This is a genomic window from Klebsiella planticola (assembly GCF_000783935.2).
Lineage (GTDB): Bacteria > Pseudomonadota > Gammaproteobacteria > Enterobacterales > Enterobacteriaceae > Klebsiella > Klebsiella planticola.
This window is the reverse complement of the sequence record NZ_CP026047.1, coordinates 609,677-630,435: the sequence shown is the minus strand read 5'-3', so window position 1 is coordinate 630,435 and position 20,759 is coordinate 609,677. Positions and strand designations below refer to the sequence as shown.

General features: G+C 56.6%; 20 protein-coding genes. 9 read left to right on the top strand and 11 right to left on the bottom strand.

The genetic code is table 11. From position 1 onward, the window contains the following. The first annotated feature begins 4 nt into the window (after window positions 1-4). From ispD to rpoS, 7 genes are all read left to right on the top strand, one after another. A complete protein-coding gene (gene ispD / locus MC50_RS02975) occupies window positions 5-715 on the top strand; it encodes a 2-C-methyl-D-erythritol 4-phosphate cytidylyltransferase (protein WP_032690964.1) in 711 nt (236 codons plus the stop codon). Beyond that, window positions 715-1,194 (top strand): 2-C-methyl-D-erythritol 2,4-cyclodiphosphate synthase, encoded by a 480-nt coding sequence (gene ispF, locus MC50_RS02970; RefSeq protein ID WP_032690965.1) that lies wholly within the window; start codon window positions 715-717, stop codon window positions 1,192-1,194. The genes ispD and ispF overlap by 1 nt, the downstream gene beginning before the upstream one ends. Then, entirely contained in the window at window positions 1,191-2,240 is a 1,050-nt protein-coding gene (truD, locus tag MC50_RS02965) for a tRNA pseudouridine(13) synthase TruD (protein ID WP_047663422.1), read from the top strand. The genes ispF and truD overlap by 4 nt, the downstream gene beginning before the upstream one ends. Then, a complete protein-coding gene (gene surE, locus MC50_RS02960) occupies window positions 2,221-2,982 on the top strand; it encodes a 5'/3'-nucleotidase SurE (protein ID WP_032690967.1) in 762 nt (253 codons plus the stop codon). Before truD ends, surE begins: the two co-directional genes overlap by 20 nt. Continuing rightward, window positions 2,976-3,602 (top strand): protein-L-isoaspartate(D-aspartate) O-methyltransferase, encoded by a 627-nt coding sequence (locus MC50_RS02955; protein WP_004866942.1) that lies wholly within the window; start codon window positions 2,976-2,978, stop codon window positions 3,600-3,602. The genes surE and MC50_RS02955 overlap by 7 nt, the downstream gene beginning before the upstream one ends. 124 nt (window positions 3,603-3,726) lie before the next feature. Further along, window positions 3,727-4,851, top strand: a complete 1,125-nt coding sequence (gene nlpD / locus MC50_RS02950; RefSeq protein ID WP_032690968.1) for a murein hydrolase activator NlpD — start codon at window positions 3,727-3,729, stop codon at window positions 4,849-4,851. A gap of 153 nt (window positions 4,852-5,004) precedes the next feature. Beyond that, complete coding sequence (gene rpoS, locus MC50_RS02945) at window positions 5,005-5,997, top strand: RNA polymerase sigma factor RpoS (RefSeq protein ID WP_004866938.1); 993 nt, start codon at window positions 5,005-5,007, stop codon at window positions 5,995-5,997. A 55-nt stretch (window positions 5,998-6,052) separates the two neighbouring features. Here rpoS and MC50_RS02940 read toward each other — a convergent pair whose 3' ends face one another. After that, entirely contained in the window at window positions 6,053-6,430 is a 378-nt protein-coding gene (locus MC50_RS02940; RefSeq protein ID WP_047663421.1) for a DUF4440 domain-containing protein, read from the bottom strand. Beyond that, window positions 6,427-7,641 (bottom strand): MFS transporter, encoded by a 1,215-nt coding sequence (locus tag MC50_RS02935; RefSeq protein ID WP_047663420.1) that lies wholly within the window; start codon window positions 7,639-7,641, stop codon window positions 6,427-6,429. Before MC50_RS02935 ends, MC50_RS02940 begins: the two co-directional genes overlap by 4 nt. Window positions 7,642-7,749: 108 nt before the next feature. Here MC50_RS02935 and MC50_RS02930 point away from each other — a divergent pair, with 108 nt between their 5' ends. Continuing rightward, the gene (locus tag MC50_RS02930) at window positions 7,750-8,637 is read left to right on the top strand and encodes a LysR family transcriptional regulator (RefSeq protein WP_047663419.1); all 888 of its coding nucleotides are present in this window, start codon (window positions 7,750-7,752) and stop codon (window positions 8,635-8,637) included. 634 nt (window positions 8,638-9,271) lie between these two features. On the opposite strand, the gene mutS is transcribed toward MC50_RS02930, so the two are convergent. The 4 genes from mutS to MC50_RS02905 all read right to left on the bottom strand — a co-directional run bounded on the left by mutS (window position 9,272) and on the right by MC50_RS02905 (window position 15,112). Next, the gene (gene mutS / locus MC50_RS02920; RefSeq protein ID WP_032698913.1) at window positions 9,272-11,833 is read right to left on the bottom strand and encodes a DNA mismatch repair protein MutS; all 2,562 of its coding nucleotides are present in this window, start codon (window positions 11,831-11,833) and stop codon (window positions 9,272-9,274) included. Between the two features lie 374 nt (window positions 11,834-12,207). Beyond that, window positions 12,208-12,924 (bottom strand): FadR/GntR family transcriptional regulator, encoded by a 717-nt coding sequence (locus tag MC50_RS02915; protein WP_032696765.1) that lies wholly within the window; start codon window positions 12,922-12,924, stop codon window positions 12,208-12,210. Window positions 12,925-13,003: 79 nt separating this feature from the next. Next, complete coding sequence (locus MC50_RS02910) at window positions 13,004-14,290, bottom strand: MFS transporter (RefSeq protein ID WP_077267058.1); 1,287 nt, start codon at window positions 14,288-14,290, stop codon at window positions 13,004-13,006. Window positions 14,291-14,344: 54 nt separating this feature from the next. Beyond that, entirely contained in the window at window positions 14,345-15,112 is a 768-nt protein-coding gene (locus MC50_RS02905; RefSeq protein ID WP_032696766.1) for an SDR family oxidoreductase, read from the bottom strand. Between the two features lie 337 nt (window positions 15,113-15,449). Between MC50_RS02905 and MC50_RS02900 the strand changes: the two genes are divergently transcribed. After that, window positions 15,450-16,703: an enolase C-terminal domain-like protein gene (locus MC50_RS02900; RefSeq protein ID WP_047663418.1), complete on the top strand. Its 1,254-nt coding sequence runs from the start codon at window positions 15,450-15,452 to the stop codon at window positions 16,701-16,703. A gap of 76 nt (window positions 16,704-16,779) precedes the next feature. Here MC50_RS02900 and MC50_RS28640 read toward each other — a convergent pair whose 3' ends face one another. Genes MC50_RS28640 through MC50_RS02880 form a run of 5 tightly spaced genes read right to left on the bottom strand, consistent with a single transcriptional unit; the run spans window position 16,780 to window position 20,588 of the window. Then, window positions 16,780-16,950 (bottom strand): hypothetical protein, encoded by a 171-nt coding sequence (locus MC50_RS28640; protein WP_164673321.1) that lies wholly within the window; start codon window positions 16,948-16,950, stop codon window positions 16,780-16,782. 15 nt (window positions 16,951-16,965) lie between these two features. After that, window positions 16,966-17,754 (bottom strand): heme ABC transporter ATP-binding protein, encoded by a 789-nt coding sequence (locus MC50_RS02895; RefSeq protein WP_047663417.1) that lies wholly within the window; start codon window positions 17,752-17,754, stop codon window positions 16,966-16,968. Beyond that, window positions 17,747-18,742: a FecCD family ABC transporter permease gene (locus MC50_RS02890; RefSeq protein WP_047663416.1), complete on the bottom strand. Its 996-nt coding sequence runs from the start codon at window positions 18,740-18,742 to the stop codon at window positions 17,747-17,749. Before MC50_RS02890 ends, MC50_RS02895 begins: the two co-directional genes overlap by 8 nt. Then, entirely contained in the window at window positions 18,742-19,560 is an 819-nt protein-coding gene (locus tag MC50_RS02885) for a heme/hemin ABC transporter substrate-binding protein (RefSeq protein ID WP_047663415.1), read from the bottom strand. Before MC50_RS02885 ends, MC50_RS02890 begins: the two co-directional genes overlap by 1 nt. After that, on the bottom strand, window positions 19,557-20,588 hold the full coding sequence (locus MC50_RS02880) for a hemin-degrading factor (protein ID WP_032690976.1): 1,032 nt from the start codon (window positions 20,586-20,588) through the stop codon (window positions 19,557-19,559). The genes MC50_RS02885 and MC50_RS02880 overlap by 4 nt, the downstream gene beginning before the upstream one ends. Between the last annotated feature and the right edge of the window lie 171 nt (window positions 20,589-20,759).

Below are 20,759 nucleotides of genomic sequence, written 5' to 3'. Positions count from 1 at the left end.
CGACATGGCAGCCACTTTTCCGGGTGTTTGCGCCGTGGTACCGGCAGCCGGTTTTGGCCGCCGCATGCAAACGGAATGCCCGAAACAATATCTCTCAATCGGTAACAAAACGATTCTCGAACACGCGGTCGCCGCGCTGTTGGCGAACGCGTGCGTGCAGCGCGTGGTGATTGCCGTCAGTCCCGGCGATATCCGCTTTAGCCAGCTGCCGCTGGCCACTCATCCGCAGATTACCGTCGTCGACGGCGGGGCCGAGCGCGCTGACTCCGTACTGGCTGGTCTACAGGCGCTGCCTGAAGCTGAATGGGTGCTAGTGCACGATGCCGCGCGCCCGTGCCTGCACCAGGACGACCTTCAGCGCCTGTTGGCGCTGCGCGAAACCAGTCGCGTGGGGGGCATTCTCGCCGCGCCGGTACGCGACACGATGAAACGTGCGGAACCCGGCAAGGTAGCCATTGCGCACACGGTCGACCGTAACGATCTGTGGCATGCGCTGACGCCGCAATTTTTCCCTCGTGAGCTCCTCCTCGACTGCCTGACGCGCGCGCTCAATGAAAGCGCGATCATTACCGATGAAGCCTCGGCGCTGGAGTACTGTGGCTTCCATCCCGAACTGGTCGCTGGCCGAGCTGATAATATTAAAGTGACGCGCCCGGAAGACCTGGCGCTGGCAGAATTTTACCTTACCCGTTCCCGACACCAGGAGAAGGCTTAATGCGAATTGGACACGGTTTTGACGTACACGCTTTTGGCGGTGAAGGCCCAATCATCATTGGCGGGGTACGCGTTCCCTATGAAAAAGGGCTGCTGGCCCACTCCGACGGCGATGTGGCGCTGCATGCGCTGACCGATGCCCTGCTTGGGGCGGCGGCGCTGGGGGATATCGGCAAGCTGTTCCCGGATACCGACCCGGCCTTCAAGGGAGCCGACAGCCGTGAGCTGCTGCGCGAAGCCTGGCGGCGGATCCAGGCCAAAGGCTATACCCTCGGAAACGTGGATGTCACCATCATCGCTCAGGCGCCGAAAATGCTGCCGCATATTCCGCAGATGCGTGTCTTTATCGCCGAAGACCTCGGCTGCCATATGGATGACGTCAACGTGAAAGCCACCACTACCGAGAAGCTGGGTTTCACCGGCCGCGGTGAAGGCATCGCCTGCGAAGCGGTAGCGCTGCTGCATAAGGTGCAGCCATGATCGCTTTCAATGACCTCACCTGGCTGCACGGTAAACCGCAGGGGCAGGGGATACTGAAAGCCAACCCGGAAGATTTCGTGGTGGTCGAAGATCTTGGCTTTGCGCCGGATGGCGAAGGCGAGCATCTGCTGGTACGGATTCTGAAAACGGACTGCAATACGCGGTTTGTGGCTGATGCGCTGGCTAAGTTCCTTAAAATCCATGCGCGTGAAGTGAGTTTTGCCGGGCAGAAAGATAAACATGCCGTGACCGAACAGTGGCTGTGTGCCCGGCTTCCGGGCAAAGAGATGCCCGATCTGAGCCAGTTTCAGCTGGAAGGTTGCCAGGTGCTGGAGTACGCGCGGCATAAACGCAAGCTGCGCCTCGGCGCGCTGAAGGGCAACCAGTTTACCCTGATCCTGCGGGAGATTAGCGATCGCGAGGATGTCGAGCGGCGTCTGCAGGCCATTGCCGCGCAGGGTGTGCCGAACTATTTCGGCGCCCAGCGCTTTGGTATCGGCGGCAGCAATCTGATGGGCGCGCTGCGCTGGGCGGAGAGCGGCGCACCGGTTCGCGATCGCAATAAACGCAGTTTTTGGCTGTCGGCGGCGCGTAGCGGCTTGTTTAATCAACAGGTCAGTATTAGATTAAAAAAACCGGAATTTAATCAGGTTGTTGATGGCGATGCGCTACAATTAGCGGGGCGCGGGAGCTGGTTTGTCGCCACGCCTGAGGAACGTGCGCAGCTGCAGGAGCGGGTTGATAACCGTGAACTGATGATTACGGCGGCGTTACCGGGAAGCGGCGAGTGGGGCAGCCAACGCGAGGCGCTGGCCGCCGAGCAGGCGGCCGTTGCAGAAGAGACGCAGCTCCAGGCTCTGCTGGTGCGGGAAAAAGTGGAAGCGGCGCGCCGGGCGATGCTGCTCTATCCGCAGCAGATGAGCTGGAACTGGTGGGATGACGTAACCGTTGAACTGCGTTTCTGGCTGCCGGCGGGCAGCTTCGCCACCAGCGTGGTAAGGGAACTTATCAATACAACGGGTGACTATGCGAATATTGCTGAGTAACGATGACGGGATTCATGCGCCGGGTATTCAGACCCTGGCGAAGGCCTTACGGGAGTTTGCTGAGGTCCAGGTAGTTGCACCCGATCGTAACCGCAGCGGCGCATCGAACTCCCTGACTCTTGAGTCTTCGCTACGCACTTTCACTTTCGATAACGGCGATATTGCCGTCCAGATGGGGACGCCAACGGACTGTGTCTATCTCGGCGTCAACGCCCTGATGCGTCCCCGTCCGGATATCGTGGTTTCCGGCATTAACGCCGGCCCCAATCTCGGCGATGACGTCATCTACTCCGGCACCGTCGCTGCCGCAATGGAAGGCCGTCATCTCGGCTTTCCGGCCCTGGCCGTCTCCTTGAATGGCCATCAGCACTACGACACCGCGGCGGCAATTACCTGCTCTATCCTGCGTGCTTTAGGCCGCGAGCCGCTGCGTACCGGTCGCATCCTCAATATCAATGTGCCCGATCTGCCTCTTGAGCAGATTAAAGGCATTCGCGTGACCCGCTGCGGCAGCAGACATCCCGCCGATCAGGTTATTCCGCAAAAAGATCCGCGCGGCAATACGCTGTACTGGATTGGCCCGCCGGGAGAGAAGCACGATGCCGGGCCGGATACCGATTTTGCGGCCGTCGATGAAGGCTATGTCTCCGTGACGCCGCTGCACGTTGATTTAACCGCCCACCAGGCTCACGGGATGGTGGCCGACTGGCTGGATCGCGTCGGAGTGGAAACACAATGGTAAGCAAACGTGTTGAAAGCCTGCTGAATCAGCTGCGTACTCAGGGCATTGTTGACGAGCGCGTGCTCGAGGCGATAACCCTGGTACCGCGTGAGAAATTCGTTGATGAAGCCTTCGAACACAAGGCGTGGGAGAACACGGCACTCCCTATCGGCCAGGGGCAAACCATCTCGCAACCCTACATGGTGGCGCGGATGACGGAGCTGCTGACGCTGACGCCGGAATCGCGGGTGCTGGAGATTGGCACCGGCTCAGGCTACCAGACGGCGATACTGGCGCACCTCGTTCATCATGTGTGTTCGGTCGAACGGATTAAGAGTTTACAGTGGCAGGCGCGTCGTCGCCTGAAACAACTTGATTTACATAATGTTTCAACCCGTCATGGCGATGGATGGCAGGGTTGGAAGGCACGCGCTCCCTTTGATGCGATTATCGTCACCGCCGCGCCGCCGGAAGTGCCGCCAGCGCTGCTGGCGCAGCTGGATGAGGGAGGTGTGCTGGTATTACCGGTGGGCGAGGAGCATCAGTTTCTGAAACGGATCCGTCGTCGCGGTAATGAGTTTGTGATGGATACCGTCGAAGCCGTGCGCTTTGTTCCCCTGGTGCAAGGGGAGCTGGCGTGAGACCCGGATTTATCCAGGTTTTTTTTGCCTGACTTTAGGCGTAGGGTGGACACATTTTCAGTGTCCTGGCCGGGTGTTGTCCGGTAAGCAAGATATTGGCAGTTAACATATTCCTGGGGGATAAATGAGCGCGGGAAGCCCAAAATTTACCTTAAGCCGTATTGCGGCGTTATCACTGGTTTCACTCTGGCTGGCAGGTTGTACCAATACCAATAATCCGCCTGCGCCGGTTAGCTCGGCGGGTGGAGCCTCATCCTCGGGTACGAATTCCGGGATGCTGATCACTCCGCCGTCGACAACAGGTTCCGCCATTGTTCCGCATACACCTCAGGTACAGCCGGTTCAGACCCCTGCGACGCAGATTCAGCCGATGGCTCAGCAGCCGGTGCAGACCGTGAACGGCAAGATAGTCTATAACCGTAAATATGGCGATATTCCGAAAGGCAGCTATACGGGTGGCAGCACCTATACCGTGAAACGCGGCGATACGCTGTTCTATATTGCATGGGTAACGGGTAACGATTTCCGTGACCTCGCGCAACGCAACAACATCCCTGCGCCATACGGTCTGAACGTTGGTCAGACGCTGCAGGTTGGCAACTCTGCTGGCCAACCAATCACCGGTGATAACGCCGTTGCTGCGGCAAGCGTACGGGCAAGCGGAGGTGCGACGGCGGCCTCAAATACTGCACAAAAATCGACCGCAGTGGTTGCGTCACAACCAACTATTACGTATTCTGAATCCTCAGGTGAACAGAATGCTAATAAGATGTTGCCGAACAATAAGCCAGCGACGACGACTACCGTCGCGCCAGTGACGGCTCCCGCTGTTAGCACAAACCAACCGACTGCAAGCAGTACGTCAACCAGTTCGCCTATCTCCACATGGCGCTGGCCGACTGATGGCAAGGTTATTGAGAACTTTAGTGGCGCAGAAGGCGGCAATAAAGGTATTGATATTGCAGGCAGTAAGGGACAGGCTATTGTCGCGACCGCTGACGGACGCGTCGTCTATGCCGGTAACGCGCTGCGCGGTTACGGTAATCTTATTATCATCAAACACAACGATGATTACCTGAGTGCCTACGCTCATAACGATACAATGCTGGTCCGGGAGCAACAGGAAGTCAAAGCGGGGCAGAAAATCGCTACCATGGGTAGCACCGGCACCAGTTCTACAAGATTGCATTTTGAAATTCGTTACAAGGGGAAATCCGTCAACCCGCTGCAGTATTTACCGCAGCGATAATTTGGCGAAGTACGGATAAGCGTCACATCAGTTAGCAGACGCCAGGCCGGTCGCAACAGCCCCTTAACCGGGGCAAAAAGTCTCCGTCCGGCGTCGTTGAATGATGTATAGCGAAGGTGCTTTGCTCAGGGATCACGGGTAGGAGCCATCTTTATGAGTCAGAATACGCTGAAAGTTCATGATTTAAATGAAGACGCGGAATTTGATGAGAACGGAGTCGAGGTTTTCGATGAGAAAGCCTTAGTAGAAGAGGAACCCAGTGATAGCGATCTGGCCGAGGAAGATCTTCTGTCGCAAGGCGCAACACAACGTGTGCTTGATGCGACGCAGCTCTACCTGGGAGAGATTGGTTATTCCCCACTGCTGACGGCCGAAGAAGAGGTCTATTTCGCCCGTCGCGCATTGCGTGGTGATGTGGCTTCACGCCGCCGGATGATTGAAAGTAACCTGCGTCTGGTGGTGAAAATTGCTCGTCGTTATAGCAATCGTGGTCTGGCGCTGCTGGATCTGATTGAAGAGGGCAATCTGGGGCTGATCCGCGCGGTTGAGAAGTTTGACCCGGAACGTGGGTTCCGTTTTTCGACTTATGCCACCTGGTGGATTCGTCAAACGATTGAACGGGCGATCATGAACCAAACCCGTACCATCCGTTTACCTATCCATATTGTCAAAGAGCTGAACGTCTATCTGCGTACCGCACGTGAGTTGTCCCATAAGCTGGACCACGAGCCGAGTGCGGAAGAGATTGCCGAGCAGCTGGATAAGCCGGTTGATGACGTGAGCCGTATGCTGCGTCTCAATGAGCGCATTACCTCAGTGGACACGCCGCTGGGCGGCGACTCGGAAAAAGCGCTGCTGGATATTCTGGCCGATGAGAAAGACAACGGTCCGGAAGACACCACGCAGGACGATGATATGAAACAAAGCATCGTTAAATGGCTGTTCGAACTGAACGCCAAGCAGCGTGAAGTCCTGGCGCGTCGTTTTGGCCTGTTGGGCTACGAGGCCGCTACGCTTGAAGATGTTGGCCGTGAAATTGGTCTGACCCGCGAACGCGTACGTCAGATCCAGGTTGAAGGCCTGCGCCGCCTGCGGGAAATCCTGCAAGGACAAGGGCTGAACATCGAAGCGCTATTCCGCGAATAAGCAATTTTCCTCTCAAAAAGGCCCGATCGTCCGATCGGGCCTTTTTCTTTGCATGCTAGGCCTGTCGGGTCTCATGTAAATGACGCCACAAAATGCGCCCTCCAGTTTTCCTGAACAGGACCGTTGACCAGCGGAGAGTCTCGCTCTGTTCGGGTACACGCTGCCTTTCCCGATAGCATATCACCGCGCCATCGTGCCATTCGGCGAGCGTGGTCGTGCTATCAATGATGATGCTCAAGCCTGGACGACTGCCGCCCGCGGCCGTAAAGAAAGCGCTGAGCGCCCGGTGGTCCATGACGTTTCCACCGATACCAACCATTGAAAAATCAGGGGAAAAGCGTGCCATTAAGGCCTCTACCGCACCTTGTTTGTGACTCAGCCAGTTTTCAATAGCCACATGGGCGTCGATCGTTTCCTGAATATACGGGTTCATGGGATCTCCATTTTTTGATGCAGGCGCGTGACTATCGCCTGGTTATTAAGGTACAGGCAGCCCAGAAGCGGGATAAGCGTCAGGCACGCGGCGATGATAAACACCCCGTGCCAGGCCTGTGTTGCCGGATAATAAACCTGCAGGACCGCCAGCAATGCGGACAGCAATGCGGCTCCGGCCAAAAAGCTGAGCTGACGGTTGATGTTCCACAGTGCGCTGGCATCCGGCATGTCGCCATTGGCGATGTTGAGAAATGCACAGCTTTGGGCGGTGCTGCTGCACAGGCTGCCGCCGGCGCCCATCAGGATAAAGGCGAAAACCAGCGACGCCATTGAGCTTTGCGGCGTGACGCCGGTCAACAGCAGGATCCCGGCGGCCTGAAGCAGGCAGCCGGAGAGAATAAAGGGGCGAGGGCCGAGGCGATTGAAAAAACGGCCGGTCAGAGAGATAGCCACAAATGACGCCAGCGACCAGGGAAGCATCAGAGCGCCCGTTGCCGAAGGCGACATGCCGGTTATTGTCTGTAGGTAAAACAGGCCAACCACGTTAATGCCAATAAAGACCCCGGGTACGCAGAGATAAATCAACATGGCGAAACGCAACAGCGGATCGGCCAGCAGCGGCAGATGTAAGAAACGGGAAGGCCGTGCCGGGCCGTCGTCATTTTTTAGCCATACGCCGGCTAACGCCAGAGTGATCAGCGCTACGGGCAGGCTGGCAAAGTAGACCCCGCGCCAGCTGAATGTTTCAACCAGCAGTCCACCTGCTGCCGGAGAACAGGCGGGGGCCAGCAGACCGACCAACATCACGGCGGCCGACAGTTTCGCCCGCTCGTGCGGCTGGAAAAGCTGCCAGGTCAGAGACTGTCCGACGGGGATAAGCAATCCCCCGCCCATCCCTTGCAGGGCGCGCCAGAAAATCAGGCTGCCCAGCGAGTCGCTCAGTCCGCAGGCCAGCGCTGCCGCACTGAATAGCGTGAGCGAAAGCATAAAGAGCCGGCGAGCCCCGCAGCGCTGCGTCAACCAGGCGCTGAATGGCACGACCAGCGTCAGGCCGGCGATATAGCCGTTACTCACCCAGGCCAGTTCACTGACGGAGGCGTTGAGCACCCGGCTCATGCCGGGGAAGGCGACGCTGGCGATAAACATATTGATTAAATCGAGAAAGAAACCCAGTAAAAAAACGGTGGCGACCTTGCTGCGTACTGTCATTTTTATTCCTCATCAGAAGGCCGCTACTCTAAGCCGCCGGGACAGGCGGATAAACAGGACATCCGGGGATATACTGTCTGAAATTTTTTGACAATAAGTGAAGTGAATATGCTGAATCTGCAACGTATGACCATGTTTGTCGCGGTGGTGGAAAGCGGGAGTTTTACCGCGGCTGCGGCGGCTCTGGGGCAAACCAAGGCGGTGGTCAGTTTTAACGTGCGCCAGTTGGAGAGTGAACTTGGCGTCACGCTGTTGTTACGATCCACGCGACGACTCACGCTTACTGAGGCCGGTTCGCTGTTCTATCATCGCGGCCTGGCGTTACTGAAAACGGCGGAAAACCTGCAGGATGAAGTGCGGGCCAGCCATAGCGGATTGAGCGGCGAACTCCGTATCACCACCACACCGGAGTACGGCACCCAGGTGATTATTCCTGCGCTGGCTGAGTTCAGCCAGCGGCATCCGGCGCTGCGGGTGCGCCACGTCTCCTCCTCGCACCATGCGGACTTAATCTCTGAGCGTTTTGATGTGGCGATCCGCCTCGGAACGCTGGCGGATTCGCGCTACCGCGCGGCGCTGATCTCCCGTTTTGCAATTGTCCCGGTTGCCGCGCCGTCATGGCTGGCGGAACATCCTCTGGAGACGCTTGAAGATTTGGCCCGGGCGGCATGGATTATTCATGAGCGGTTGTCCGCGCCACGCCATTGGCAGCTCACCGGACCACGCGACGAGAGCGTGGCTTTTGACATTAAAGCGGTGCCGCGACTGTCGGCGGATAGCGCCAGCGCGCTGCTGGCGTTCGCGCTGGCGGGCTGCGGGGTTGCGCTGTTGCCCGAGTGGCTGGTGGCGCCGGCACTGGCGGAGCACAGACTGATTCAGGTGATGCCCGGGTTTACCTTTCCCCCGCAGGGCGTGTATGCGGTTTATCCGGATGCGCAGCATATCCCGACCCGGGTCCGGGCCTTTATTGATTTTCTACGCGAGCGCCAGGGCTAACTTTTTTTGCGTCATGAGCTTGTGGATAGAAGGGGGAACGCGGATGGCGCTTTTTATCGCACAACCGGACTGTTTTTATATTTCCTCATCAATGAAAACTATTTCTTCATTAACATGACGGGAAGGATTAATAGCATCTGAGTATTTGCGAGCCTTCTCGCAATCGCTAATAAAACCATCCCGTTTTATTTCCGTCTGATAATTTTTGCCAGCCGGTGGGGAGAGCATAGCGGCGGGTGCTTGAGGCTGGCTTTGAGCACTGACAGGGCCCGGATGGGCGAAAGTCCCAGGAGATATGTCTATCCACTGAGGCTGGCGTATGAATCTGAACAATTCAGATGCCAGTCTGTTCTTTGCAGGGAGGCAAGATATCCCCCTGCGGCAATCATTATACCGTGGACTACGCTGCCGGGATTTATGCTAATGGCAGGCGGCTCATTATGCGCGCTGAATATCAACGCGCGTAGTATGGGGTTGAACGCTGTTCTCGCTTACCAATCGCACAAGAAGCAACGGCGCGGGGAGAACCCCGCGTATGGCTTATCAGGTCACGGCTTCTCGCAGCCATTTATTTTGCTAAAAGGGCAGCGCTTAACGGGCTGCCCTTTTGTCACTTCAGCTGAACAAGCAGGCGTTACACCAGGCTTTTCAGCCGGTAAATCCACTCCAGCGCCTGACGCGGGGTCAGAGAATCCGGATCGAGATTTTCCAGCGCTTCTACCGCTGGCGAGGTCTCTTCCGGGGCGGAGAGCAGTGACATCTGCGTACCGTCGACCTGCGTGGCGGCAACGCCTGGGGCAATACTCTCCAGTTCGCGCAATTTCTGCCGCGCGCGCTTAATCACCTCTTTAGGCACGCCCGCCAGTGCGGCAACCGCCAGACCGTAGCTTTTGCTGGCGGCGCCATCCTGGACGCTGTGCATGAAGGCGATGGTATCGCCATGCTCCAGCGCATCAAGATGGACGTTCGCCACGCCTTCCATTTTCTCCGGCAACTGGGTCAGTTCGAAGTAGTGGGTGGCAAAAAGGGTCAGCGCCTTAATCTTATTGGCCAGACTTTCCGCACAGGCCCACGCCAGCGACAGACCGTCGTAGGTGGAGGTCCCGCGGCCGATTTCATCCATCAGCACCAGGCTGTGTTCGGTGGCATTATGCAGAATATTGGCGGTTTCGGTCATTTCTACCATGAAGGTGGAACGGCCGCTTGCCAGGTCATCTGCCGCGCCGACGCGGGTAAAGATGCGATCGACAGGGCCGATTTCAACCTTCTCTGCCGGGACGTAGCTGCCGATATAGGCCAGCAGGGCAATCAGCGCTGTCTGCCGCATATAGGTACTTTTACCGCCCATATTCGGGCCGGTAATAATCAGCATCCGGCGCTGCGGCGCCAGGCTCAACGGGTTGGCGATGAACGGCTCCTTCAGCACCTGTTCGACCACCGGGTGACGGCCTTCGCTGATGCGAATACCCGGTTTGTCGCTGAAGGTCGGGCAGCAGTAGTTCAGGGTTTCCGCGCGTTCGGCGAGGTTAACCAACACATCCAGCTCCGCCAGCGCGCTGGCGCTTTGCTGAAGGTCGGCAAGGTGCGGCAGCAGCATATCGAACAGCTGCTCGTAGAGCTGTTTCTCCAGCGCCAGCGCTTTCCCTTTCGACGTCAGTACCTTATCCTCATACTCCTTCAGTTCCGGAATAATGTAGCGTTCGGCGTTTTTCAGCGTCTGGCGGCGGACGTAGTGAATCGGGGCATGTTGGCTCTGGCCGCGGCTGATCTGAATGTAGTAACCGTGCACGGCATTGTAACCGACTTTCAGCGTGTCCAGCCCCAGGCGTTCGCGTTCGCGAATCTCCAGCTTATCGAGATAGTCGGTGGCACCATCCGCCAGCGCGCGCCATTCATCGAGCTCCTCATGGTAACCCGGGGCAATAACGCCGCCGTCGCGCACCAGTACCGGCGGTGCGTCGATAATTGCGCGTTCGAGAAGTTCACGCAGTTCGCTGAACTCGCCCATTTTATCGCGCAGCTGCTGGACCGGCGTGCAGCTGACGTCGGCCAGCATTTCGCGCAGGATCGGCAGCTGCTGGAACGCATGACGCATACGGGCGAGGTCGCGCGGACGCGCGGTGCGCAGCGCCAGTCGCGCCAGAATACGTTCCAGATCGCCCACCTGACGCAGCACCGGCTGCAGTTCGGTATAACGCTCCTGCAGCGCGCCTATGGTTTGCTGACGTTCGACCAGCACCGCCGTGTCGCGCACCGGCATATGCAGCCAGCGTTTGAGCATCCGGCTGCCCATCGGCGTCACGGTGCAGTCGAGCACCGACGCCAGCGTATTGTCGAAACCGCCGGCCAGGTTCTGGGTAATCTCCAGGTTACGGCGGGTTGCCGCGTCCATAATAATACTGTCCTGCTGGCGCTCCATGGTGATGGAGCGAATATGCGGCAGGGAGGTGCGCTGGGTATCTTTGACATATTGCAACAGGCAGCCTGCGGCACAGAGACCGCGCGGCGCATTTTCGACGCCGAAACCGACCAGGTCGCGGGTGCCAAACTGTAAATTCAGCTGCTGGCGCGCGGTGTCGATTTCAAACTCCCACAGCGGACGACGGCGCAGGCCGCGGCGGCCTTCAATCAACGCCGATTCGGCAAAATCTTCGGCATACAGCAGTTCCGCCGGGTTGGTACGCTGCAGCTCGGCGGCCATGGTTTCGCGGTCGGCGGGTTCGCTCAGGCGAAAACGACCGGAGCTGATATCCAGCGTCGCATAGCCAAAGCCTTTGCTGTCCTGCCAGATAGCGGCCAGCAGGTTATCCTGACGCTCCTGCAGCAGCGCTTCATCGCTGATGGTGCCAGGCGTGACGATACGCACCACTTTGCGTTCGACCGGACCTTTGGTGGTTGCCGGGTCGCCAATCTGTTCGCAAATGGCCACCGATTCACCCTGGTTGACCAGTTTGGCGAGGTAGTTTTCCACCGCATGGTGCGGGATCCCGGCCATCGGAATGGGCTCGCCCGCCGAGGCGCCGCGTTTGGTTAGCGAGATATCGAGCAGCTGTGAAGCCCGTTTGGCATCGTCATAAAACAGCTCGTAAAAGTCCCCCATACGATAGAACAGCAGGATCTCCGGGTGCTGAGCCTTCAGCTTCAGATACTGCTGCATCATCGGGGTATGGGCGTCAAGATTCTCTAGTGTGCTCATCAGGTTATGATGTCCATTTTTAAGTTTTAATGAGTTAGCGGAGTTTATTGTTCTCGTTACGCCGTACTGTGCTCATTGGTTCCCGTGACATTCTGCATTTCTGCTCATTTACATATAGACAGCATGATAACGGAGTCTTTATAGCAGGAAAACAAGAAGGAGGTGGTGGGACTGTAAGTATCCCGGCAGTGACGATCATCGATGCTGAAATGGGGCAGCCAACCTGAAGGCTGCGACCGGCGGCAACCCGCGCGACACGAAGCTGGAAGAGATTAAATCGCGGTATCGGGAAATTTTCTAACGCAATAAAAATCCGCTGTTGCCGGTAACCATACCGGCAACGAAATGATGCAGGAAGGGGGGAAGACGGTCACTCAATCGTTGCTGTTCGTCGAAGACTTAATCTTATCGATCGCGGTAACGTTTTCCGACATGGCTTCGTTAAGCACTTTCACCGCCGTGCTGGCATCGCGATTTTTGATAGACATATAGACTTTGATATGGGCTTCAACGCTCTCAAGGGTGATACCTAGCGCACGATTAAGCTCTTCAAGGTAGTAATAATAGATGTCTTTAATGGAATTCATCACATTATAAAAGACACTGTTGTGTGAAGCCCTGACGATAGCCAGGTGAAAAGCGTAGTCTGCCTCAGAATACTTTTTGTAGTCGCCTTTGTTGATCAGCATATTATTGAGCGCTTGCTCAAGCTGGAGAATATCTTCCTCGGTGGCATGGGTGACGGCCAGCTCCACGCATTTGAACTCCACGGTCTGGCGGAAGATCATCATGTCGTGAAACTCTTCGCGGCTGAGATGCATGATTGGACGAGGATCGTTGCTCAGCATCTGCGGCGTAAAGTGATCGCTCACGAAGCTACCGCTCCCCTGGCGAGTGACGACGATGCCGAGATCGCGAAAGCGCTGGACCGCGCTGCGCACGCTGACCCTGCTGACGTTAAAGGAAGTGGTAAGCTCCGCTTCAGACGGGAGGCGGCTACCCGGCGGCCAGCTACCATCCAGCAGCTTTGCGCTTATCTGATCATAAATTTCATTTACAACATTCTGTTTTTGAATGGATTTTATGCTCAAGATCGCTGTCCGTGTGAGTGATAAACAGTCGGGTAATATATCATTTTTCAAAACAAAGCGCCCGTTAGGGCGCCGAATATTAACAAGTCTGTACTTTCGTACTGCTGGACTCTTTACTGGTAAAAGCGGTCATTGAAGTCAGTAAGACGGCGAGGACAAGCGAACTCCCCATGAATATATACGAAGCGCCTGGCCCACCGGTTAAACCATTCAGATAGCCCACAATCCATGAGCCAACGAATGAGCCAAGTGCCCCAAAACTGACGATGAAGGCCATCGCTCCAGCCATAACATTCCTTGAGATCATGTCAGGTATTGCCGCAAAAAATGGACCATATGGCGTATACATCGCCCCACCCGCAATCATCAGCAGCACATAGGATAACCAAAAATTGGCGGCGCCGATGGTGAAGGAAGCGATAAAGCAGACCGCGCCCAGACCTAAAAAGAGCAGAACAATAATTTTGCGATTCAGAAATTTATCTGAATACCAGGAGGCGGCTAGCATAAGAGGCACGGCCAGCAGATAAGGGGCTGCCGATAACCAACCCGTCGCGACAATACTCAAACCTGATGCTGATTTCAGTATAGACGGAAGCCACATAATGAAACCATACATTCCTATATTCCAGAAAAAATGAATGAAGGAAAGGGAAAGGACTTTTCCTGAACGAAAAGCTTCACTGTAGTTTTTTATTTCTTTGATGTTAGTTTGCTCAGCGGCCAGCGCAGCTTCAATATCATTTTTTTCTTGTTGTGTTAACCATTTGGCATCCGCGGGACGGTCAACAAAAATAAACCACCATATCGCCGCCCAAATAATTGCCGGAACGCCTTCAATAATAAACATTCCTCGCCAGCCAAAGGCATCAACAAGATAGCCCGAAAGAACGGACATCCACAGCACGGTAATAGGGTTGCCAAGGAAAAGGAAAGTATTGGCTTTTGAACGCTCTTTCTTTGTAAACCAGTGGCTTAAGAAAACAAGCATTGCGGGCATCACCACACTTTCAGCCACGCCAAGAAGGAAGCGAATCACCGCAAGGACTTTTACATCATGCACCATCCCTGTCGCGGTTGCCAGGATTCCCCACAGAATAAGGCTCCAGAATATCAGTTTTTTAGCACTACGTTTTTCAGCGTAAATCCCCCCGGGAACCTGAAAGAAAAAATACCCAAGAAAGAATAAAGCACCTAATAATGATGATATTCCGGGAGTGATATTGAGGTCTTCCGCTAAACCGGATGCGGCACCAAATCCATAGTTAGCACGATCCAGATAGGCCAGGCTATAAGTGATAAATGCCAGCGGTATTAGCTTTTTCCAACGTAAGGGAGCTAGTTTTGTTTGTATTTTATCTATCATGATCTCTATTCCAAAATAGGATTTACGCACGGAGGTTGATGATTGGCGAAATGATTACAGTACCGCCAGCCAGCCGCCGTCGACGTAAATAATCTGTCCGTTGATATAGTCAGAGGCTTTTGAGGACAGGAAGACCGCAGTCCCAATCAATTCTTCCGGGCGACCCCAGCGCTGCGATGGGTTACTGTCTTTCACCCAGTTGTCGAACTGCTTATCTTCGATAAGGGCGGTATTCATATCGGTCAAAATATAGCCTGGGCCAATGGCGTTGCTCTGTATATTGAATTGCGCCCACTCTGCAGCCATGGAGCAGGTCAGCATTTTGATCCCACCTTTCGCGGCCGTATAGGGCGCGACGGTGGGCCGTGCAGCCTGGCTGGTCAGCGAACCAATATTGACAATTTTCCCGCCGGAACGGCGGGCGATCATTCGTTTTGCCGCGGTGCGCGAGACCAGGAAAGCGCTGGTCAGGTTGGTATCAATCACTTTTTGCCAGTTTTCCAGCTCCAGCTCTACCATCGGTTTGCGGTATTGAATCCCGGCGTTGTTTATCAAAATATCCACGTGGATGTCCTGCGCATCCAGTTCGGCAAACGCTTTCTCAATCGCTTCTTCGCTGGTGACGTCGAACGCCGCGCCGTGCGCGCTGTAACCTTTACTTGCCAGCGCATCGACCGACTCCGCCAGCAGCGTTTCGCGAATATCGTTCAGTATCACTCTGGCGCCCGCGGCGGCGAGTCCTTCCGCATAGGCAAACCCCAGACCGCGCGCCGATCCGGTGACCAGAGCCGTTTTTCCCGTTAAATCGAATAATGCGCTCATTTTATTTCCTCGTTGAATTTACTTGTATGACGACTGTCTTATTTAAGATTGGTTTTTTGGCGAGGCAAAAGCAATACGCTAAAAATAAATTTGCAATATGGATCACAAACACCTCGCATTAACCATCATCTCTATTGCGATTATTTATCGTAACTAATTGATTGGTATTTATATTGGTGATTGTGACATGATCGCGATCACAGAATTAAATGTTCAGGAAACGATCGCCTGGCTGGCGTGTTATAACAACGCAAAGTTGTAGGACAACCTACATATTTGACGATGACATTCTCTTGCAGCATGACAGGCAGTTAATTCTCTGAACTGAGGAGTTAAAGTGAGTAACCTGAAAATCACTAACGTGAAAACGATTCTGACGGCACCCGGTGGCATTGATCTGGCGGTTGTGAAGGTCGAAACCAACGAGCCAGGCCTGTATGGTCTGGGTTGCGCGACGTTTACCCAGCGAATCTTCGCCGTGAAAAGCGCTATCGATGAGTACATGGCGCCTTTTCTCATTGGCAAAGATCCAACGCGAATTGAAGATATCTGGCAGTCTGGCGCGGTCAGCGGTTACTGGCGCAACGGACCGATTATGAACAACGCGCTATCGGGCGTGGATATGGCGCTGTGGGATATCAAAGGTAAGCTCGCGGACATGCCGGTTTATGATTTGTTAGGCGGTAAATGCCGCGACGGCATTCCGCTGTATTGCCATACCGATGGCGGTGACGAAGTGGAAGTCGAAGACAATATCCGCGCCAGAATGGAAGAGGGATACCAGTATGTACGCTGTCAGATGGGCATGTATGGCGGCGCGGGTACCGACGATCTCAAGCTGATTGCGACCCAGCTGGCGCGGGCGAAAAATATCCAACCGAAGCGTTCCCCGCGCAGCAAAACGCCGGGAATCTATTTTGACCCGGACGCTTACGCTAAAAGTGTTCCTCGCCTGTTTGACCATCTGCGCAACAAGCTGGGATTTGGTATTGAGTTTATTCATGACGTGCATGAGCGCGTGACGCCGGTGACCGCGATTCATCTTGCCAAAACGCTTGAACAATATCAGCTCTTCTACCTTGAAGATCCGGTCGCTCCGGAAAATATCGAGTGGCTTAAAATGCTCCGCCAGCAGTCCTCCACACCGATCTCCATGGGGGAACTGTTTGTGAATGTGAATGAGTGGAAACCCTTAATTGACAATAAGCTGATCGATTATATTCGCTGCCACGTCAGCACTATCGGCGGTATTACGCCGGCGAAGAAACTGGCGGTGTATAGCGAGCTTAACGGTGTGCGCACTGCATGGCATGGGCCTGGCGATATCTCACCGGTCGGCGTCTGCGCGAACATGCACCTTGATCTGAGCTCGCCTAACTTTGGTATTCAGGAGTACACGCCGATGAATGATGCACTACGCGATGTCTTCCCGGGATGCCCGGAGATAGATCACGGTTATGCCTACCCGAACGACAAGCCAGGTCTGGGAATTGATATTGATGAAGCCAAAGCGGCGAAGTATCCGTGCGAAGGCGGCATTCCTTCATGGACGATGGCGCGGACGCCGGATGGCACGGCTTCAAGACCGTAAAAGGCTAATTACCAACGGAAAGGGCGTCAATGTCCGGCTGACAACGTGCGCCCTCCCTGGCATCGCCGGGTCGCGGCTAGCGGCTTACCCGGCTACATACCGGGTATTCTGCCTGACCCACCAGCACCATTGCCGCCCGGCAAAGCGCAGCGCGAACCGGGAAAGCGTTGCTGGCTGGCGCCGGACGATTGACCGTTTTTTGTCGGCCGGGCCAGGCGTTCGCCGCCGCCCGGCAGAAAACAGGCACAATAGTGTCATCAACTCACGGCGCCAGATATACCTGCGGGACGGCAATATCGGGATGCTCAGCCATTCGCACTTCAGCCCCGTACCAGCGGCTGATAACCGACTGGCGAATGACCTCCTGCGGGGTTCCCTCGGCCACCAGCTTTCCCTGATGGAGGAGCAGAATGCGGTCTGCCCAAAGCGCGGCGAGATTGAGGTCGTGCAGTACGACGCAGACGTGCAGCTGGCCGCTGCGGGTCAGCCGTTTTAGCAGACGCAGCAGATGCTGTTGATAGTAAAGATCCAGCGCCGAGGTCGGTTCGTCGAGAAACAGCCAGCCCCGTGGAGCGTCGTCATGCCACAGCTGAGCGAGGCAACGGGCCAATTGCACCCGCTGCTGTTCGCCGCCGGAAAGCGAAGGATAGCGCCTGCCCGCCAGGTGGTCGCAGCCGGTTTCCGCCATCACCTGCTGAATCATCTGTGGGTCCGGATTTTTACCCCATGGCGAGCGTCCCATGGCGATGACCGTTTCCACCGGCCAGTCGGCATGGAGCTGCGTACGTTGCAACATCACCGCCCGGCGGCGGGAGAGCGCTTCCGACGACCAGTGTTCCAGCGAACGTCCTTCTACATGACGTTCGCCGCCGTTTGGGGATAAGAAACCGGTCAACAGCCGCAGCAGCGTTGATTTACCGGCGCCGTTTGGGCCAATCAGCGCGGTCATCTCTCCACCGGACAGCCGGACCGACACATCATCGATGATCCGGCGTTTGCCCAGCAGCAGAGAGAGTGAGGTGGCGCGCCAGGTGCTATCACGATTATCCATATGTCGTCCTTTGCTGGCGGAAAATTAACCACAAAAACCACGGTGCGCCGAGCATGCTGGTCAGCAGACCCACCGGCATTTCGGCTGGTGCGGCGACGGTGCGGGCAAGGGTATCGGCCAGCAGCAGTAAGATCGCCCCGGCCAGCAGCGATCCTGGCACCAGCGCGCGGTGGTCCGGCCCCAGCCACATTCGTATCAGGTGCGGTACCACAAGGCCAATAAAGCCAATCACGCCGCTGATTGCCACCGAAGAGGCCACCAGCAGCGCGCTGCACAGTAGCAGCAGACGCTGCACGGCCCGGACGTTAATCCCCAGGTAGTGGGCTTCTTCATCGCCAAGCTGTAGCAGGTTGAGGCGGGAAGCCATTAGCCAGATGATCAGCGAAGCAGGAAAGATTAAGGTGGCCGCGACCAGCAGCGTGGACCACTCCGCCTGGCCGAGACTGCCCATCCCCCACAGCGACAGCTGGCGCAGCTGGGTGTCGTTACTTACCCAGGCCAGCACCCCCACCAGCGCGCCGCACAGCGCGTTGATGGCGATCCCGACCAGCAGCAGGCGCGATAGCGAACCCTCATTCGCCTGGCTGAGGATAAAAATGACCACCATGACTGCGATACTGCCGATAAACGCCGCCAGCATGGGAGCATACAGCGCCACCAGCGCCGGAACGGACAGCGGCAGAACCAGCCAGCAGGCCACCGCCAGCGCTGCACCGCTACTGACCCCCAGCAGGCCGGGATCGGCTAATGGGTTGCGGAACAGCCCTTGCATGACGCAGCCGGAGAGCGCCAGCGCGGCGCCGACCAGCAGCGCCAGCAGGACGCGCGGCAGACGAATGGTGAGCCAGATATGGCGCAGCACCTCATCCCCCGGCGGCCACAGACTGGCGAGCGGCAGAGGCATTGCGCCGAGGGTAGTCGCGAACAGCGTCAGGCTCACCAGCAGCAGCGTCATTAACCACAGATGGCGAGAGAGAGTGGAGTGCATCAGGGGAGCTGCTCCGCTTTTTTCCTCAGCTCGCTGACCGCCTGCGGCGTCCGCGGTCCAAAGCCGAGCAGGGCCATATCGTCAATCACCAGCACCTGTTTATGGCGACCGGCAGGCGTTTGCGCCAGCCCCGGCAGTTTCCATAAGCCGGCTTCACCGCCCATACCTTTAAGCCCGTCGGCGGAGATCACCACCAGGTCCGGCAGGCTGGCGATCACGCCTTCCTGAGACATGCTGCGATAATGGTCGAATCCCTGCATCGCGTTCTGCAGCCCGGCGGCCTGAATAGCACCATCGGCAGCAGTCTTTTGCCCGGCGACCATCGTGTTCATTCCGCCGTGGCTGAGAATAAACAGCACCCGTTTGCCGACTGGTTGCGTGGGGATCTGCGCTATCTGTGCGGCAACGGTGTGGCGCAGGGCGTCACCTTCAGCCTGCTTACCCAGCGCGTCGGCAACCGCGACGATTTTTTTATCAATCGCCGACAGATCGTTACCGCCCGGGATATTAACCACTCTTACCCGACTGTCCTCTACCTTTTGCAGGACCAGCGAAGGCTGGGCCTGCGCGCTCGCCAGGACGATCGTCGGGCGTAACGACAGGATCCCCTCGGTGTTCAACTGGCGTATATAACCGACGTCCGGCAGCGATCGCGCGGCGGCAGGCCAGGTGCTGGTACTGTCCTTAGCGACCAACTGCTGCTGTGCATCCAGGGCATAGACGATTTCTGTGACATCGCCGCCCAGAGAGATGATGCGTTCTGCGGCGGCATGCGCAAACAGGGGAAGAGCGGCAAATAACATCAGCCAGCGTTTCATGCGCTCTGTCCTTCCGTCGTCAGACGGTCAACCTGGCTACGCCATGTCGCCTGCTCCGGATGGCCTTCGCTACGCTGGCCGTATAGCTGGGCGATTTGCGTACCGTCATGGGCAAACAGCTCCACGCTGGTGACGTGGCCATCCGAGGTCGGCTTACGCGTTACCCAGACTTCATCAACACTGTCTTCACGCAGGTGCAGGGTGAAGGTGGTATTGAAGATGTTGAGCCAGCCGCGCATCGGGGCCAGCTTTTCCAGGGCGCCGGTAAAGATTTGCACGCAGCCGCGGTTGCCAACAAAAATCATGATCTCATTGCCCTCTTCGCGAATGGTTTCCAGCAGGTGCGGCAGGGCATCGTGGTCAATGCGGCAGGCCAGGTCATCGCTGACCAGGCGGAAAGCCTGCTGGCGAGAGAGGTTATATTTTCGCAACAGCCCGAAGAACTGATGGACGTCGGTCATGGCGCGCCATTCATTTTCCAGCGCCGCGCCGTCGGCGGAAGCGGCATAGCGGGGGGCATCAACGGGGCGGATAGCCAACGGTGTCGGGGCGGCATGGGTCTGCCCCGCAATCAGCGCTTCCCACGCCGTCATATCGGTTTGAGCCGTCGCATAGACTTTCAACAGCGCGTCGCCGTGATGGTCGAAGAACTGAATACTCTGGCGGCCGTTATCACTCAGGTGGAAGGCGCAGGCCCACTGGCTGAGGAACAGGCGCAGATCGAGTGCGCGCGGGTTCAGCACCAGCCCGGCATGGCCGCTAAGGTGCTGGTGGGTAAACTGGCCCACCTGCTCATGCACCGCATATTCATTACGGCAGATGCATTTGGTCTCGCCGACGCTTTCCAGTCCAGCGATGATTGCCCGCATGTCGTCCTGCAGGCGAACGGCATCGTGGCCAACGCGAGCGGCGGTTAATTCCGCTTCGCTAATGCCCATTTCAGCGGCGATATCACGGGCATATTTAGCGGAAGCCTGCGCTTTGGCGGCCTGATAGCGCTGCCACAGTTCGTTTGCGTTGTGTTGCATGATTCACATCCTTCTCTACGATGAATATCCCCGGCCGTGGCCGGGGAGCAGGTTCATCCCCGCTGTCTTTCAGCATGTTGCGAACGGGACGTTGTACTGCCGGCCTGAGTCTGCGTATCGCGACCCACGCTGCTGCTGCCGCTTGGCATGCTGAAATCCATGGGGTTTATT